The organism is Paenarthrobacter sp. C1, assembly GCF_049315185.1.
In the GTDB taxonomy this organism is placed as follows: domain Bacteria; phylum Actinomycetota; class Actinomycetes; order Actinomycetales; family Micrococcaceae; genus Arthrobacter; species Arthrobacter nicotinovorans.
Genome location: NZ_CP186052.1, coordinates 839,878 through 853,339 on the forward strand (window position 1 = coordinate 839,878; position 13,462 = coordinate 853,339).

The window sequence follows — 13,462 nt, forward strand, 5'->3', positions numbered from 1 at the left end:
GACTAGTGGTTCGTTTCGAAGGGGTTGCGCTAAAAATGAAGATTGATCTCACTGGAAAGACAGCTTTGGTCACGGGTTCATCCCAGGGCATCGGCTTGGCCATCGCCACGGCGCTGGCCACGTCGGGAGCCGATGTGGTGCTTAGCGGTAGGAGCCGTGACTCGCTGGATGACGCCGCCTCTGCTGTTTCGGAGGCCGCCGGAGTCCGCAAGCCCCGGACTGTGGCAGCGGATCTGGGTACCAAACAGGGAATTGCGGATCTGCTGGGGGAAGTGGCCGGCATTGACATCCTGGTCAACAACCTTGGTATTTACGAGTCCAAGGACGCCATGGACATCACCGACGACGACTGGCAGGACTACCTGGATGTCAACTTGCTCTCCGCTGTTCGGTTGACGCGGGCCCTTCTCCCCACCATGATGCAGCAGAAGTGGGGCAGGGTCCTATACCTCGCCAGCGATGCCGCCATCGCCGTGCCCCACGACATGCTGCACTATGGTGTGTCGAAGACCGCCCTGGTCGCGGCGGCTAGGGGCTATGCCAAGGTAGCTGCAGGATCCGGCGTGACCGTCAACTCGGTAATAGCCGGGCCCACCAGGACCGACGGCGCCGTCCGCTTCATCAGGAGCAAGTTTGGCCCGGTCATGCCGTGGGAGGAAGCCGAGGGCAAATTCATGTCCACTGAACGCTCCGCCTCGCTGATCAAACGGCTCATCGACCCGGCCGAGATCGCCAACATGGTGGTCTACCTCAGTTCTCCCCAGGCCTCGGCCACCACTGGCGGCGCCCTGAGGGTGGACGGCGGTTACGTCGACTCGATCTTTCCTTAGGAGAAGGACGGCAGAACGTGCCGGGCCACTTCTTCCATCGCCTGCTCCACCGGCCGTGAACTGGGCCTGAAATTCAGGGCCACGTGGGCAACACCCGATTCTTCCAGCTCCGCCAGGTACCGGACGAGGGAGTTGCGGCCCAGCCGGGCGCCGAAGCGGATCGGTTCCACCGGCGCCCACGGGTCTTCCAGAAGGTCCACCAGCATAGTGGTCAGCACAGGCTTGGCTTGTCCGTCCGGAACGGCGTGGTTCCAGCGGTTCACCACTGGTTTCATGAGTGGCCCGGAACGGTGGTAGGTCATGTAGCCGTCCATGGCGGAGGCGATCCAGTCCGTGCTCTGTTGGGCGCGGCCCACCGCCACCAGGGGAATTTCGGGTTGGGCGGGCACCGGCAGGACCTTTACGGCATTGTCCGGACCGGAGCTTTCGCGCCATGCCGTCCGGATGGTGTCCACCGCGGAGCGGTACCGCTCGCCGCGCGACTCGAAATCGGCGTCGAACGCTGGATACTCATTGGGCCGGTCGCCCGAGGCGACGCCCAGGATAAGGCGGCCTCCGGAGAGCCGATCGATGGACGCTGCCATCTTGGCCACATGCAGGGGGTGGCGCAGTGGAAGCACCACTGCGGCGGTTCCCAGCAGGATCGATTCGGTAACGCCCGCAAGGTAGCCCAGGTAGGGGAAGGGATCGAACACCTGGCCGGCATCGCCGAAAGCGGGCACCCAGAGAGGGACATCGCGAAGCCAGAGGGCTTTGAAACCCAGCCGGTCCGCAAGTTCGGCCCTACGCCGCTGGTGGCTAAGGTCCGGAATGCCGAACTGGGCGTCGGACTCCGCCCGGCTGAACCGGGCGAAATCATTGTCCAAAGGAAACTCGACGCCGATGCTCAGGCCGTCGCCGTTCCGGCTGAGCGCTGCCAAAGCGGAAGATGGGCGGTGGGATATGTCTGCTGTCCGGGTCATGCCGGCCTCTCGATCAGGGGAGTTGGATTTCGGTGACTGTGGTTCTCAGCGTGAGTATTCTTCGACCACTTGTGGTGCTGCATGCCGGGGCGTCTGGGCGGAGATCCGTGCTGCGCGGCGGGCGTTGGTTGCGGCGATCACCATGACGATGAGTCCCAGGAAGGTGATGGCGGAACCGGCCCAGATGGGTGATGTGTACCCCCAGCCGGCCGTGATGGTGACGCCACCGAGCCAGGCGCCCAGGGCGTTGCCGACGTTGAAGGCTCCGATGTTGGCGCCCGAGGCAAGGGTGGGTGCGTTCTTGGCGTAGTTCATAACGCGCATTTGCAACCCGGGAACCGTGGCAAAGCCGAAGCCACCCATGAGGACCAGGAACACGATGGTGAGAGGCCGGTTGCCGGCAGTCAGGGCGAAGGCCACCAGGACCACCACCAACACGGCAAGTATCACCAGCAGTGTGCGGTCGACGTTGCGGTCAGCTGCCTTGCCACCCATTGCGTTGCCCACAAACAGGCCCACACCGAAGAGGATCAACAACCACGGGACAGTGCTCGCCGAGAAGTGGGAGACTTCCGTCAGCGTAAAGGCGATGTAGGTGAACGCGCCGAACATTCCGCCGTAGCCCAGGACCGTCACTGCGATGGAGAGCCAGACCTGGCCTGACTTGAAGGCGCGCAGCTCACTGCGGATACCGGCCGACGGCGCTTCGTCGGCGCCCGCTGTACGTGGCACGAACGTCAGGATGCCGATGAGGGCCAGGACTCCAATAACGCTGATGGCCCAGAACGTGGACCGCCATCCGGCGGCTTGGCCCAGCATGGTGCCGAAGGGCACGCCGAGTACATTTGCGGCTGTCAGGCCCGTGAACATGATGGCAATGGCCGCGGCTTTCCGGGTGCGGTCCACCATTCCGGCCGCCACTACCGATCCGATGCCAAAGAATGCACCGTGCGCCAGGGCCGCGATGATCCGTCCTGACATCATGGTCCAGTAGTCGGGGGCGATCGCTGAGAGGACGTTGCCCACTACAAAAACGCCAAGAAGCAATGCGAGGGCGTTTTTCCGGTCCATGCGCGCCATGGCAAGGGTGAGCAGCAGGGCTCCCACCACCACTGCGAGGGCGTAGCCCGAGATCAGCCAGCCGGCAGTTGCCTCACTCACGGCGAAATCGGCGGAGACTTCGGGGAGAAGTCCCATGATCACGAACTCGGTGAGTCCGATGCCAAAGCCACCCAAGGCTAAGGCGATAAGCCCGATAGGCATAACAATCTCCTTGAAATTCTGTACGTCAGAGGATAGTGCGCGTAAGCTGTTAGTTGCAGACGCTTGTAATATCTTTGCACAAGAAGATACAACGCGCAAGCAACTACTTTGCCGATGCGGGAATGACGTGGTCGGCGCGGATGAAAGGAACATGACATGAGCATCGAAGACGACGCCCTGGAGGTGCGGGCCCGAGGCTGGCGCACGCTGGCAGCGCTGCATGGACTGATAGAGGGGCAACTCGAAGAGGCGCTTCAGTCCACAGCCAAATTGTCAGTGGTTGAATACACGGTCCTGGATGCGCTCGCCAGGCAAGACGGCTGGCACATGAGGATGCAGCAATTGGCGCGGGCCACCGCCCTGTCTCCGAGTGCCACCACCCGCCTCGTGAACCGGTTGGAGAGCAGGGGGCTCCTGCAGCGGGTCCTCTGTGCAGACGACAGGCGCGGGATCTACACAGAGCTCACCCCGGATGGGAGCGAACTGCTCAGCGCGGCCCGGCCTGCCCACGACAGGACGCTGGAACAGGCGTTGGCCACCGCAGGGGAAACCGCTGAGCTTGCGCCGCTCGTTCAGGCACTGCCAGGGCTGCACGCGGCAGTTTGACGCCGTGGCTCTCTTGGAATTACGGCAGGGGATCGGGTTGCTGACCGAGCCCTTGAGCGCCCGTGACCGCCAGTATCTCCTCCAGTTGGAGGGCCGCAGCAATACTCGTTAAGGCGGCCACGTTCGTCATCTCCCGCCCCAACGTGTCCTCAATGAGTCGACGACGCCGGAGGATGGTTGACGCGTGTACGGACAGTTGCGCTGCTGCCTTGTGGGCGTCGAGATCGCAATGGAGCAGCACAGACAGGGTATGGGTCAGTGCGGTGCCGTGGGAAGCATCGTATCGCTGCAACGGCCCCAGGACTTCCTCGCAGTAGGAGCGGAGCCTGGCTGTGTCCGGTCCTTGGAGGAACACCGCCGCCATTCCCAGATCGTTCAAGAGCAGAGTCCGTCCGGAGATTCCCCTTAGCCGGCCAAGCTCGGCTGCACCCCGCGCGGTGGCGAATGCTTCGACGTATCCTGCAGGATCAGATGCCGGGCCGGCCACCGCGGAGATCTGAAGGGTCCCGCCCTCGCTCAGGGACAGCCTGATCTCATCAGCAATTGCGCGTGCCGCCACGAGTGGCTCCGATCCCACGGGCCAGAGGGCTATGACGTAGTCCTTGTGGACTCCCATGAAAGGCCTCGGAACGGAACCTCCCGAGCGGCTTGTCAGGACACTCGTGAGCCTGCTCTGAAGTTCGCTCTCAGGGGCGCGATCGTGTCGCGTGACGATCACGGCGTGCGGTTCTGCGAGGTCGTGCCCCAGCCTGCGGGCTTGGTCGAACAGAACCGACGGCGATGGGCCGGAACCCAGCAGGATGCCTGAAAGAATCTGTCCCGATCGATGCCACACGGACTCCGCGATGCTGCGCGCGTGAAGGAATTCCAACGCCATGACTGTTGCCGCATGTTCCATGGCGTGCCGTTCCAAGGGCGTCAACCCAGACAGGGCTCCCGTGGTCCAGATCGTCGCCACAACCTCTTCCCTGATAACCACAGGCGCACTGACTGCCGGTACTGATGACCCGTCCGGCAGCGGCAACTCGACGCCCGAGAGCACCGGGGTGGGATTAGGAAGGGCAGGCCCGGAAGTGGATTCCTTCAACCCTTCCACCAGGCTCCGTGCGTCATTCTCCGGGCCACACATCACCGTGTCCTGGTCGCTGCGGACCACCACGGGACGTTTGAGCAGTTCAGCAAGCGCTGTTCCCACATCCTCAACGCCGCCCCCGCCCAGAGCCAGTGATGTGAGGTGGCGGTGCACGTCGGCTACCTGACGCTGCAGGGTGTACTGCTCCTCCAGGGCTTTGTTCAGCGACGTCAGCTCGACGATTGCGCGTGCCTGTTCGGCCCGAAGGCTGGCCGTGCTGATGGCAATGGCCACCTGATCGGCCAGGATCGTCAGGAGCGATACCTCTTCGCTGGTGAAAGGGTGGCGAAGGCGGGTGAAGCAGTTCAGCGTCCCAAGTGTTCCGTTGGGCGCTGCAATCGGCACGGCAATCATCGACGAGAAGCCCTGGCGTTGAGCCGCGGCAGCCCACGGCACGAACGATGGATTGGTTGCGGTGTCCTCGATTTGAATCGGGATCCCCAGTTTGAAGGCTTGGGTGGATGGTGAAGGAATGGACATGCCCTGCAACCGGATGGGGTGCAGGGCATTGACTTCCCGGATGTAGTCTTCGGAGAGGCCGTAGGAGCCACTGATCACCAGGGCAGTATTGTTGGCGTCCGGGACCGTCACGGAGCAAAAGTCGTAGCCCATCAATTCGCTGGCAGTTCGGGACACCATGTTGAGCAGCTCATCCAGGGAGATGCCCCCGTTAACCGCTGCACCGACCATGCCCAGGGCTTTTAGCCAGCTCCTCAGGCGTTCAGCCGTTCGATCCGACCGCTCTTTCACACTCCCAGTATTCAGATTCAGGGGCTTCGGGGATAGAGGCGGAACAGCCGGTGCAGCGGTGTGACGCTATTCGGCGAGGGCTTCGATCACGGCTGCTGTTACGGCCTCGCTGGACTGGGGGTTCTGGCCGCTGATCAGATTGCCGTCGCGGACCACAAAGCTGTTCCAGGCCGGGCCGCTCCTGACCACTGCGCCGCGTTCGGCCAAAGTGGTAGCCACCAGCCACGGGGTCTTCTGGCCCGTTCCGCCGGTGAGTTCTTCCTCGTCCGTGAACACTGTCAGCTCACGGCCCGCGAACGCAAAGCTACCGTCACTGTTCGTGGCGCTGAGCAGGCCGGCAGGTCCGTGGCAGAAGGGCGCGATGATGGTGCCCGCATTGTTGGCTTGGATGAGCAGGTCACCAAGATCCGCATCCGTTGCGAGGTCCGCCATGGGGCCGTGTCCGCCGGGCAGTACGACGGCGTCAAAGTCGCCAACGTTGATGGAGGCGAGGGGCACTGGTGCCTCAAGTTCCCCTGCGATGTCCGCAAGGTATTGCTTGAAGACGAGGACTTTGTCCTGGTCGCCCACAATTTCGGGGTTCAGGGATCCAGGGTCCACCGTGGGCTTCCTGCCGCCTGGGCTGGCGATGGTAACGTCTGCACCCGCTGCTTTGAGGGACTGGTGAGCCACCACCAGTTCTTCGGCCCACACGCCTGTGGGATGCTGTGTGCCGTCGGCAAGTTCAAGGGAGTTGGCTGCTGAAACGATCATGAGAATGCGGGACATTTCTTGCCTTTCGGGAATGGTTTGTTGTCCACCGATCATGCTCTTCAGCCGCTTGAGGGACTTATTGAAAAATGCGGTGGCCCCTATTGGAATTCCTTGGACCCGCTCGTGCGAGGATGGCACGGATGGCCACTCACAACCTGGAACATTTGCGGACCTTCCTCACCGTCTACCGCGTGGGGTCGTTGACCGAGGCCGCGCGGTTGCTCGGCATTTCGCAGCCAACTGCCTCCACGCACGTTCATTCCCTCGAACAGAATCTTGGCTTGTGCCTCTTTGAGCGAAGTCCTTCGGGCGTCACCCCCACTCCCAAAGCCGACGGCCTGGCTCGGGACGTCGGCCCGCACATTGATGCCTTGGACGATCTGGCCTTCATGTCCGCTATGTCGGGCGGCAATGAGTCGATCCACCTGGGCGGTCCTGCAGAGTTCATCTCCGCCATGCTCCTGCCTCACACCCCGGACCTAACCAAGGCAATAGGGGGAGGGCTGCGAATCCGTTTTGGCCTGGTGGACAACCTCCTCGAGGAATTGCGTTCAGGCGCCCTGGACATCGTGATCAGCGCTGTCCGGCCGCGGGTTCAGGGGATCAGCGGCGTACCCCTGTATGACGAGGAATTTGTGCTGGTGGCAGCGCCCTCCTGGACGGCAGGCATCACGGGCGTTGAACCTGCCGACGGTGAGTTGTCCGCTGTCCCGGTGGTGGCATACGCCGAGAACCTCCCCATCATTCGCCGCTATTGGCGGACGGTGTTCCATCGACGCCCCGACCACCTCCGGACCATCTGCATCGTGCCCGACCTTCGTGGCGTGCGTGCAGCCATCCTGGCCGGCACGGGAATGTCAGTGCTGCCGCGCTACCTTGTGGAAGAAGACCTCACCGCTGGAACCCTGGTTACCCTTCACACGCCGGAATTCGCACCGCTGAACACCGTGTACCTCGCCACCCGGACCGGTGAGCCCGAACGTAACCCGCAGCTGCGCTCCTTGGTGTCCACCATCCAGCGGTTGGTGGGAAATTGATGAAGGCGCGGAGCGGGTTCTCTCCCTGTGTGGCGGCTTCGAGTTCCGCGGCAACATGCCGGCCAGCGGGCCACTTACCGCCCGCGTTGCCGTGGAGACCCGCCGTAACCGGGCCTATCAAAGGTCAGAACGCGAATCCCAATGTCCAGGGGGATTCCCCAGCCCCTGGGACCGCCGAACTACTCGGTGACCCGTGATGGAAGATCACCGCCGGCCCGGTTGGATCGCCCCATTCCCTGGCCCTGAGGCTTTGGCCGCCGCGCCGATCAGATACATCGAACTCCCGGATGCGACTTTCCTGGCAGAAGCCAGGCTCTGGAGAGCCGCCTTTCACCAACGCAAAAGAACCCCTTGGAAACGTTGGTCTCCAAGGGGTTCCTTGTCTGAGCTTCCTATCAGAATCGAACTGATGACCTTTTCATTACGAGTGAAACGCTCTACCGACTGAGCTAAGGAAGCACCGCGTTCATCCCCGGTTTCCCGGGCGATCACGCAAGACATAACTGTAATAGAGGCACCGCGCCCGGGTCAAAACGAGCACGATGGCGGCCGTTGCGGGGATGTTCACCCGGGCGTCGGGCCCGGTTCAGGCTGCGGTTTCCCGCTCGCCGGAAGCTGGGGAATCAACTGCGGCGGGGTCCACTCGCCGCGAAGCACAGCCGAAGGAGCCGCTCAATGACCGGGGACGCACTGACCAGGGACGCCAACCACACACCCAACCGGCTGAAGCTGGCGGTCGTGGATATGGTGGGGACTACCATCACCGACGATGGCCGGACCGGGCAGGCTATGTCCCGGGCGCTGGTGGAACACGGGATTGAACCGGGCAGCAGCCGTTTCGAGAGCATGCTCGGCTATGCCCGGGACACCATGGGCTTCTCCAAGATGACGGTTTTCAGCCACCTGTTCGAGGACGCTGCCGTGGCCGTGAGCGCGAATAAGGTCTTCGAACGGGCCTACGACGACATGATTGCCGACGGCGGCATCCGCCCCATTCCCGGGGCGGAGGACGCCATCTTGTGGATGCGCGAGTCCGGCATGCAGATTTGCCTGGCCACGGGCTTCGGGCGCCACACGCAGAACATGGTGCTCGAATCGTTGGGCTGGATGGGCCTGGCGGACCTCAGCCTGTGCCCGGCGGACGCCGGACGCGGACGACCCTACCCGGACATGATCCTCACCGCAGTGCTCGCACTCGACCTCGATGACGTGCGCGAAGTCGCCGTGGTGGGCGACACCAGCTCGGACATGCTCTCGGGCGTCCGTTCGGGGGCCTCACTCGTCGCAGGGGTGCTGACCGGCTCACACTCAGAGGCAACCCTGCGCGCGGCCGGCGCCACCGCCGTCGTCGATTCCATCAAGCAGCTCCCGCTCCTGGTGGAGAAACGCGAAGCCAGGCACCTCTAGCAGGTGAGGCCGTCCTGCGGCAGCTTTCCGTCAACAAAGTAGTCGTCGACGGCGGAGCTGACGCATGAGTTCGAGCGGCCGTAGGCGGTGTGCCCCTCGCCTTCCCACGTGACGAGGGAAGCGTTCTCGAGCTGCTTGCGCAGCGACTGCGACCACGCCAGGGGAGTGGCGGGGTCTCCCGTGGTGCCCACCACCACGATGGGAGCTTCACCGCTGTACTTGACGGGCGCCGGTGTCCGGGTGTTCGGGTACGGCCAGTCCTTGCAGTTCACGCCGCCGTAGGCAAAGAATGCACCGAACGTGGGGGAGTCCTGGATGAGCCTGGCCTCCTCCGCACGCATGCCTGCGGTGTCCATGACCATGGGGTAGTCCAGGCAGTTGATGGCTTGGAAAGCGAAAGCGGAGTTGGAGCTGTACGTTCCGTTGGGTTCGCGGTCCGCGCCAAGGTCGGCGAGCCGCATCATCTGCGAAACGTCGCCGGAGAAGGCACTGTCCAGGGCCTGGGTCAGTGCCGGCCAGCTCTGGTCGTTATAGAGGGGCAGGATGAGGCCGTTGACGAAGTCGTTGCCGGTAACCAACCGGCCGTCCTTGGCGGTTTGCGGGTTCTCGTCCACGGCGCTGATGAGGTCCCTGATTTCCTGCACACCGTTTTCCACCGACCCGCTCATAGGGCACTGGTTCTGCTTCTGGCAGCTGGCTACGTAGGTGTGGATTGCCTTTTCGAACGCCTTGGCCTGGCCTGCGGTCAGCTCCTCATTGCTGATGGACGGGTCCACCGCTCCATCGAGGACCAGCCGGCCAACGTTGTCCGGGAAGAGCGAAGCGTAGGTGGACCCAAGGAACGTCCCATAGGAAAAGCCCAGGTAGTTGAGCTTGGCGTCGTTCACCACGGCACGCAGGATGTCGAGGTCCTTGGCCGCGCTGACGGTATCAATGTGTCCGAGGACGGGCCCTGTCTGCTGGGCGCACTGCTCGGCAAAAGACTTGTTGAACGCTATCGCCGCTGCCAGGCCTTCGTCGGTGTTCTTGCGGAACACCTTTGCCCTGGCGGCATCACGCTCGGCGTCGGTCATGCACTTGACCGGCGCGGAGTCCTTCACGCCGCGGGGGTCGAAGCCCACGACGTCGTAATTCGCCCGGAGTTTTTCTGTGAAGTGCGTGGTGCCTGCATCTTTGATGAAGTCCACCCCCGAGCCCCCGGGACCCCCGGGGTTGACCAGGATGGAGCCCTTTTTGTCTCCGGTGCTGGGCAGCTTGATGGCCGCGAGGGTTATCTCCGCGGAACCCGGCTGCGCGTAATCCATGGGGACCTGGACCTTGCCGCACTGCAGTCCGTCTCCGCAAGAGCTCCATTCCACGGACTGCGAGTAGAACTTCTCCAGGCCTTTGGGGGCCGAGGCCGCGATGGAGGGATCCACAGTGCTGGTGGACGGCTTCGCGGTGGGCGCCGGCAGGAACGGCACCGTGCAGGCGCTGAGGACCAGCATTGACGCCAATGCCACGCACATCGCCGCGAACCCGCGGCCGCGGTTTCCGCGTCGTGCAGCCCCCCGAGGAACAGCACCACCCGCAGACAGCCGGGCAGACCGGTCCCTTGAAGGGTTACCGGCGGGCCGGCGGGGTGCGGACGTCATGCGTTCTCCTATTGCTGGATGAGGCTGGTTGCCATGGACTCGACCGCCAACAGCGGGGCCACGTTGGTGGTGGTGATACGGACCCGGGCTTTGTTGATGGCATCCATCCGGGCCAGGGTGGTTTCCGGCGTTGAACGGCCTGCGTATTCTTCCAGATCACCCTTCAGCTCAACGTTGACCAGTTCAACGGCGTTCCCCAATTGGATGATCAGTACGTCCCGGTAAAAGGACAACAGATCCGTCAGGGTACGGTCCAGGGAGTCCGTGATGGAGCGTTTGGCGCGACGCTTCTGGTCATCCTCAAGCTGCTTGACCTGGCTGCGCATGGAGGGCGGCAGAGTCCCGGACTCGGGGGCGCCAAGACTCGCGAGCAGCGCTATTTTCTCAGCGGCGTCCCGTTCATCGTTGGAGCTGTTGGCTTCCTCCGTGGCGATCTTGACCAGCTTCTCGGCCATCATCACAGCGGCCGTGACTCCCCGCAGGCCCAAGGGGATCCGAACGGTCTCCAGGCGGCGCTCCCGGGCATCCGCGTCGCGGGCGAGGCGGCGGGCAATGCCGATATGGCTCTGGGCCGCCCGCGCCGCCCGCTCCGCAAGCTGGCGCTCGACGCCGTCGCGCCTCACCAAGAGGTCCGCGACGTCGGCAGCCGGCGGAAGCCGCAGGCTCACCGGACGGCAGCGCGAACGGATGGTGACCAGGACGTCGGCTGGCGAAGGGGCACACAGCATCCAGATGGTGCGCGGGGTCGGTTCTTCGATGGCCTTCAACAGGACATTGGTGGTGCGCTCGGCCATGCGGTCCGCGTCCTCCACCACGATGATCCGCCAGCGGCCCGTGGCCGGACGGTCTCCGGCCTTGGAAACAAGCTCGCGGGCTTCATCGATGGTGATGGTGACTTTTTCCGTCCGCACGAAGGTCACATCGGAGTGGGTCTCGCCGAGGATGGTGTGGCACGCCGCGCAGACACCACAGCCACGCTGCGTGACATCATCCTGCTCACAGTTCAGTGCCGCGGCGAACGCTTTTGCCGCATTTGAACGGCCCGAGCCGGGGGGACCGGTGAAGAGCCACGCGTGGGTGAGGCCCGTGTCGCCCTGCGCCGCCTGCTTCAGTTGTGCGACAACCGGGGCCTGCCCCTGGAGGTCGTCCCAGACGCTCACTGGCGTGAACCGGGAACCCGGTCACCCAACAGTGACTCCACGCGCTCCAGGATCCGGGCAGCCAAGGCCTCGATTTCCTCGCCGGCCGGCAGGACCAGATAGCTCGATGGTGCGGCCTCGGCCAGATCCAGGAAAGCATGGCGGATGGCTGAATGGAACTCGTCAGGCTCGGATTCCAACCGGTCCTCGGCGGTGTCCCCTGCGGTGCGGCGTCGGCGGCCATGGGCGGGATCGACGTCGAGCAGTACCGTCAGGTGCGGATGGAGGCCTTCGGTGGCCCATTCGTTGAGGGACAAAACGCCTTCAGCGCCCAGGCCGCGGCCAACACCCTGATAGGCGACGGAGGAATCAACAAAGCGGTCCGTGATGACCACCGTTCCCTGAGCCAAAGCCGGGCGAATGACCTGATGCGCGTGGGCCGCGCGGGCAGCTGCGAACATCAGGGCCTCGGTACGGGCATCGATGGTGCCGTGGCCATGGTCAAGCACAAGGGAGCGCAGTTTCTCGCCAATAGGGGTGCCGCCCGGTTCCCGGGTGCGCAGTACGGTGAGCCCCCGGGATTCGAGGGCGTCGGAGAGCCGGGCGGCCTGTGTGGACTTGCCCGCTCCGTCCCCGCCTTCGAACGCGATGAAAAGACCTGTGCTCTGAATACTCACGCGTCTAGCCTACCGAGCTTCCCTGACAGCAAAGGCGCGTAATGCCTTTCATCCACAGCATTCCCCGCGACTACGCTGAAAGCATGAGCCTTTCCGATCAGCACGCCGCCGAATTGTCGCCTGAAACCGTTGTGGTTGCTGCCGGTCGTCCTGAACGCGCCCACGACGAACCGGTGAATCCACCCATCGTCCTGTCCTCCACATACTTCGGTACAGGCAGCCTGGGCGACGGCGACCGGGGCTATGGCCGCTACGCCAACCCCACCTGGGACCCCTTCGAGGACGCGCTGGCCAAACTTGAAGGCGCCACCCTGCCGGGACTGCTTTACGCATCCGGGCTGGCCGCAGTGAGTTCGGCGCTCTCCCTGGTTCCCGCCGGGGGCGTCGTGGTGATGCCGTCCCACAGCTACGCAGGTTCGCTTGTCATGGCCACGGAGCTGGCGGAGAAAGGCTTCCTGGAGCTCCGCACCGTGGACATCACGGACACGGACGCGGTGAAGGCCCTGATCAGCCCTGAGGACGGCAAAAAAGCTGACCTGCTGTGGCTGGAAAGCCCCACCAATCCCATGCTCGGAATCGCAGATATCCGCGCGCTCACTGATGCCGCCCACGCCGTGGGCGCCCTCGTGGTCACGGACAATACCTTCTCCACGCCCCTGGTGCAGCAGCCCCTCAGCCTGGGCTCCGACGTCGTGCTTCACTCGGTGACCAAATACCTGGCCGGGCATTCGGACGTCGTCCTCGGGGCTCTGGTGACGTCCAACCCTGAGCTGCGCGCCACGCTCCTTCACCACCGCATCATCCACGGCGGAATCGCCGGGCCGTTCGAGGCCTGGCTGGCTCTTCGCGGCCTGCGCACGCTGGCGTTGAGGATCGAGCGCTCGCAGGCCTCCGCAGCCACGCTCGCTGAAAGGCTCAACACCCATCCACGCGTGGAAGCCATCCGGTTCCCCGGCCTCCCCACGGATCCGGGCCATGAGCGCGCGAAGGCCCAGATGAAGGGTTTCGGCTCGATTCTGTGCATCCAGATCGCCGGCGACAACCAACGCAGCGGCGCCGAAGCTGCTGACGAACTGGTCCGCGCGTTGCAGCTCTGGCTCCCGGCAACATCACTGGGCGGAGTTGAGTCGCTGATTGAGCGACGACGCCGGCACACCGCCGAGCCGCTGAGCGTTCCGGAGAACCTGGTCCGCTTGAGCGTCGGAATTGAGAACGTGGAAGACCTCTGGTCCGACCTTGAGCAAGCACTGAAGGCGTTGGACAGCTAGGCTG

At 63.9% G+C, this 13,462-nt stretch carries 12 protein-coding genes and 1 tRNA gene; 5 read left to right on the plus strand and 8 right to left on the minus strand.

From position 1 onward, the window contains the following. The first annotated feature begins 35 nt into the window (after window positions 1-35). The gene (locus ACNAOU_RS04105; protein WP_422758099.1) at window positions 36-830 is read left to right on the plus strand and encodes an SDR family NAD(P)-dependent oxidoreductase; all 795 of its coding nucleotides are present in this window, start codon (window positions 36-38) and stop codon (window positions 828-830) included. Here ACNAOU_RS04105 and ACNAOU_RS04110 read toward each other — a convergent pair. Together ACNAOU_RS04110 and ACNAOU_RS04115 are read right to left on the minus strand one after the other, a co-directional pair. Then, complete coding sequence (locus ACNAOU_RS04110; protein WP_422758100.1) at window positions 827-1,792, minus strand: LLM class oxidoreductase; 966 nt, start codon at window positions 1,790-1,792, stop codon at window positions 827-829. The genes ACNAOU_RS04105 and ACNAOU_RS04110 overlap by 4 nt on opposite strands. A gap of 45 nt (window positions 1,793-1,837) precedes the next feature. Further along, window positions 1,838-3,055 (minus strand): MFS transporter, encoded by a 1,218-nt coding sequence (locus ACNAOU_RS04115; protein ID WP_422758101.1) that lies wholly within the window; start codon window positions 3,053-3,055, stop codon window positions 1,838-1,840. Between the two features lie 156 nt (window positions 3,056-3,211). Here ACNAOU_RS04115 and ACNAOU_RS04120 point away from each other — a divergent pair, with 156 nt between their 5' ends. Next, window positions 3,212-3,661 carry a MarR family winged helix-turn-helix transcriptional regulator gene (locus ACNAOU_RS04120; protein ID WP_422758102.1) on the plus strand — a complete coding sequence of 150 codons (450 nt, stop codon included), beginning with the start codon at window positions 3,212-3,214 and terminating at the stop codon, window positions 3,659-3,661. Between the two features lie 19 nt (window positions 3,662-3,680). On the opposite strand, the gene ACNAOU_RS04125 is transcribed toward ACNAOU_RS04120, so the two are convergent. Both ACNAOU_RS04125 and ACNAOU_RS04130 read right to left on the minus strand, forming a co-directional pair. Beyond that, window positions 3,681-5,483 carry a helix-turn-helix domain-containing protein gene (locus ACNAOU_RS04125; RefSeq protein WP_422758103.1) on the minus strand — a complete coding sequence of 601 codons (1,803 nt, stop codon included), beginning with the start codon at window positions 5,481-5,483 and terminating at the stop codon, window positions 3,681-3,683. A gap of 126 nt (window positions 5,484-5,609) precedes the next feature. Next, the gene (locus ACNAOU_RS04130; protein ID WP_422758104.1) at window positions 5,610-6,311 is read right to left on the minus strand and encodes a type 1 glutamine amidotransferase domain-containing protein; all 702 of its coding nucleotides are present in this window, start codon (window positions 6,309-6,311) and stop codon (window positions 5,610-5,612) included. 125 nt (window positions 6,312-6,436) lie between these two features. Between ACNAOU_RS04130 and ACNAOU_RS04135 the strand changes: the two genes are divergently transcribed. Next, window positions 6,437-7,333 (plus strand): LysR family transcriptional regulator, encoded by an 897-nt coding sequence (locus tag ACNAOU_RS04135; RefSeq protein ID WP_422758105.1) that lies wholly within the window; start codon window positions 6,437-6,439, stop codon window positions 7,331-7,333. Window positions 7,334-7,719: 386 nt separating this feature from the next. Here ACNAOU_RS04135 and ACNAOU_RS04140 read toward each other — a convergent pair. Further along, window positions 7,720-7,792: transfer RNA gene (locus ACNAOU_RS04140), tRNA-Thr, on the minus strand. A 216-nt stretch (window positions 7,793-8,008) separates the two neighbouring features. Here ACNAOU_RS04140 and ACNAOU_RS04145 point away from each other — a divergent pair. Continuing rightward, entirely contained in the window at window positions 8,009-8,740 is a 732-nt protein-coding gene (locus ACNAOU_RS04145) for an HAD family hydrolase (protein ID WP_422758106.1), read from the plus strand. Here the strand turns inward: ACNAOU_RS04145 and ACNAOU_RS04150 are convergent. From ACNAOU_RS04150 to tmk, 3 genes are read right to left on the minus strand one after another with little or no spacing between them, the layout of a single operon-like run. Further along, a complete protein-coding gene (locus tag ACNAOU_RS04150; protein WP_422758107.1) occupies window positions 8,737-10,374 on the minus strand; it encodes an alpha/beta hydrolase in 1,638 nt (545 codons plus the stop codon). The two genes, ACNAOU_RS04145 and ACNAOU_RS04150, sit on opposite strands and share 4 nt — an antisense overlap. 8 nt (window positions 10,375-10,382) lie before the next feature. Continuing rightward, entirely contained in the window at window positions 10,383-11,534 is a 1,152-nt protein-coding gene (locus tag ACNAOU_RS04155; protein WP_055973292.1) for a DNA polymerase III subunit delta', read from the minus strand. Next, window positions 11,531-12,190, minus strand: coding sequence for a dTMP kinase (gene tmk / locus ACNAOU_RS04160; RefSeq protein ID WP_422758108.1), 660 nt, complete (start codon window positions 12,188-12,190; stop codon window positions 11,531-11,533). Before tmk ends, ACNAOU_RS04155 begins: the two co-directional genes overlap by 4 nt. Window positions 12,191-12,273: 83 nt before the next feature. Between tmk and ACNAOU_RS04165 the strand changes: the two genes are divergently transcribed. Beyond that, entirely contained in the window at window positions 12,274-13,458 is a 1,185-nt protein-coding gene (locus ACNAOU_RS04165) for a trans-sulfuration enzyme family protein (protein ID WP_422758109.1), read from the plus strand. Window positions 13,459-13,462 lie beyond the last annotated feature (4 nt).

Bases quoted from the DNA above. Each gene is read 5' to 3' on its own strand.
- ACNAOU_RS04105 (WP_422758099.1), top strand. From the start codon at position 36: ATGAAGATTGATCTCACTGGAAAGACAGCTTTGGTCACGGGTTCATCC.
- ACNAOU_RS04110 (WP_422758100.1), bottom strand. From the start codon at position 1,792: ATGACCCGGACAGCAGACATATCCCACCGCCCATCTTCCGCTTTGGCA.
- ACNAOU_RS04115 (WP_422758101.1), bottom strand. From the start codon at position 3,055: ATGCCTATCGGGCTTATCGCCTTAGCCTTGGGTGGCTTTGGCATCGGA.
- ACNAOU_RS04120 (WP_422758102.1), top strand. From the start codon at position 3,212: ATGAGCATCGAAGACGACGCCCTGGAGGTGCGGGCCCGAGGCTGGCGC.
- ACNAOU_RS04125 (WP_422758103.1), bottom strand. From the start codon at position 5,483: ATGGTCGGTGCAGCGGTTAACGGGGGCATCTCCCTGGATGAGCTGCTC.
- ACNAOU_RS04130 (WP_422758104.1), bottom strand. From the start codon at position 6,311: ATGTCCCGCATTCTCATGATCGTTTCAGCAGCCAACTCCCTTGAACTT.
- ACNAOU_RS04135 (WP_422758105.1), top strand. From the start codon at position 6,437: ATGGCCACTCACAACCTGGAACATTTGCGGACCTTCCTCACCGTCTAC.
- ACNAOU_RS04145 (WP_422758106.1), top strand. From the start codon at position 8,009: ATGACCGGGGACGCACTGACCAGGGACGCCAACCACACACCCAACCGG.
- ACNAOU_RS04150 (WP_422758107.1), bottom strand. From the start codon at position 10,374: ATGACGTCCGCACCCCGCCGGCCCGCCGGTAACCCTTCAAGGGACCGG.
- ACNAOU_RS04165 (WP_422758109.1), top strand. From the start codon at position 12,274: ATGAGCCTTTCCGATCAGCACGCCGCCGAATTGTCGCCTGAAACCGTT.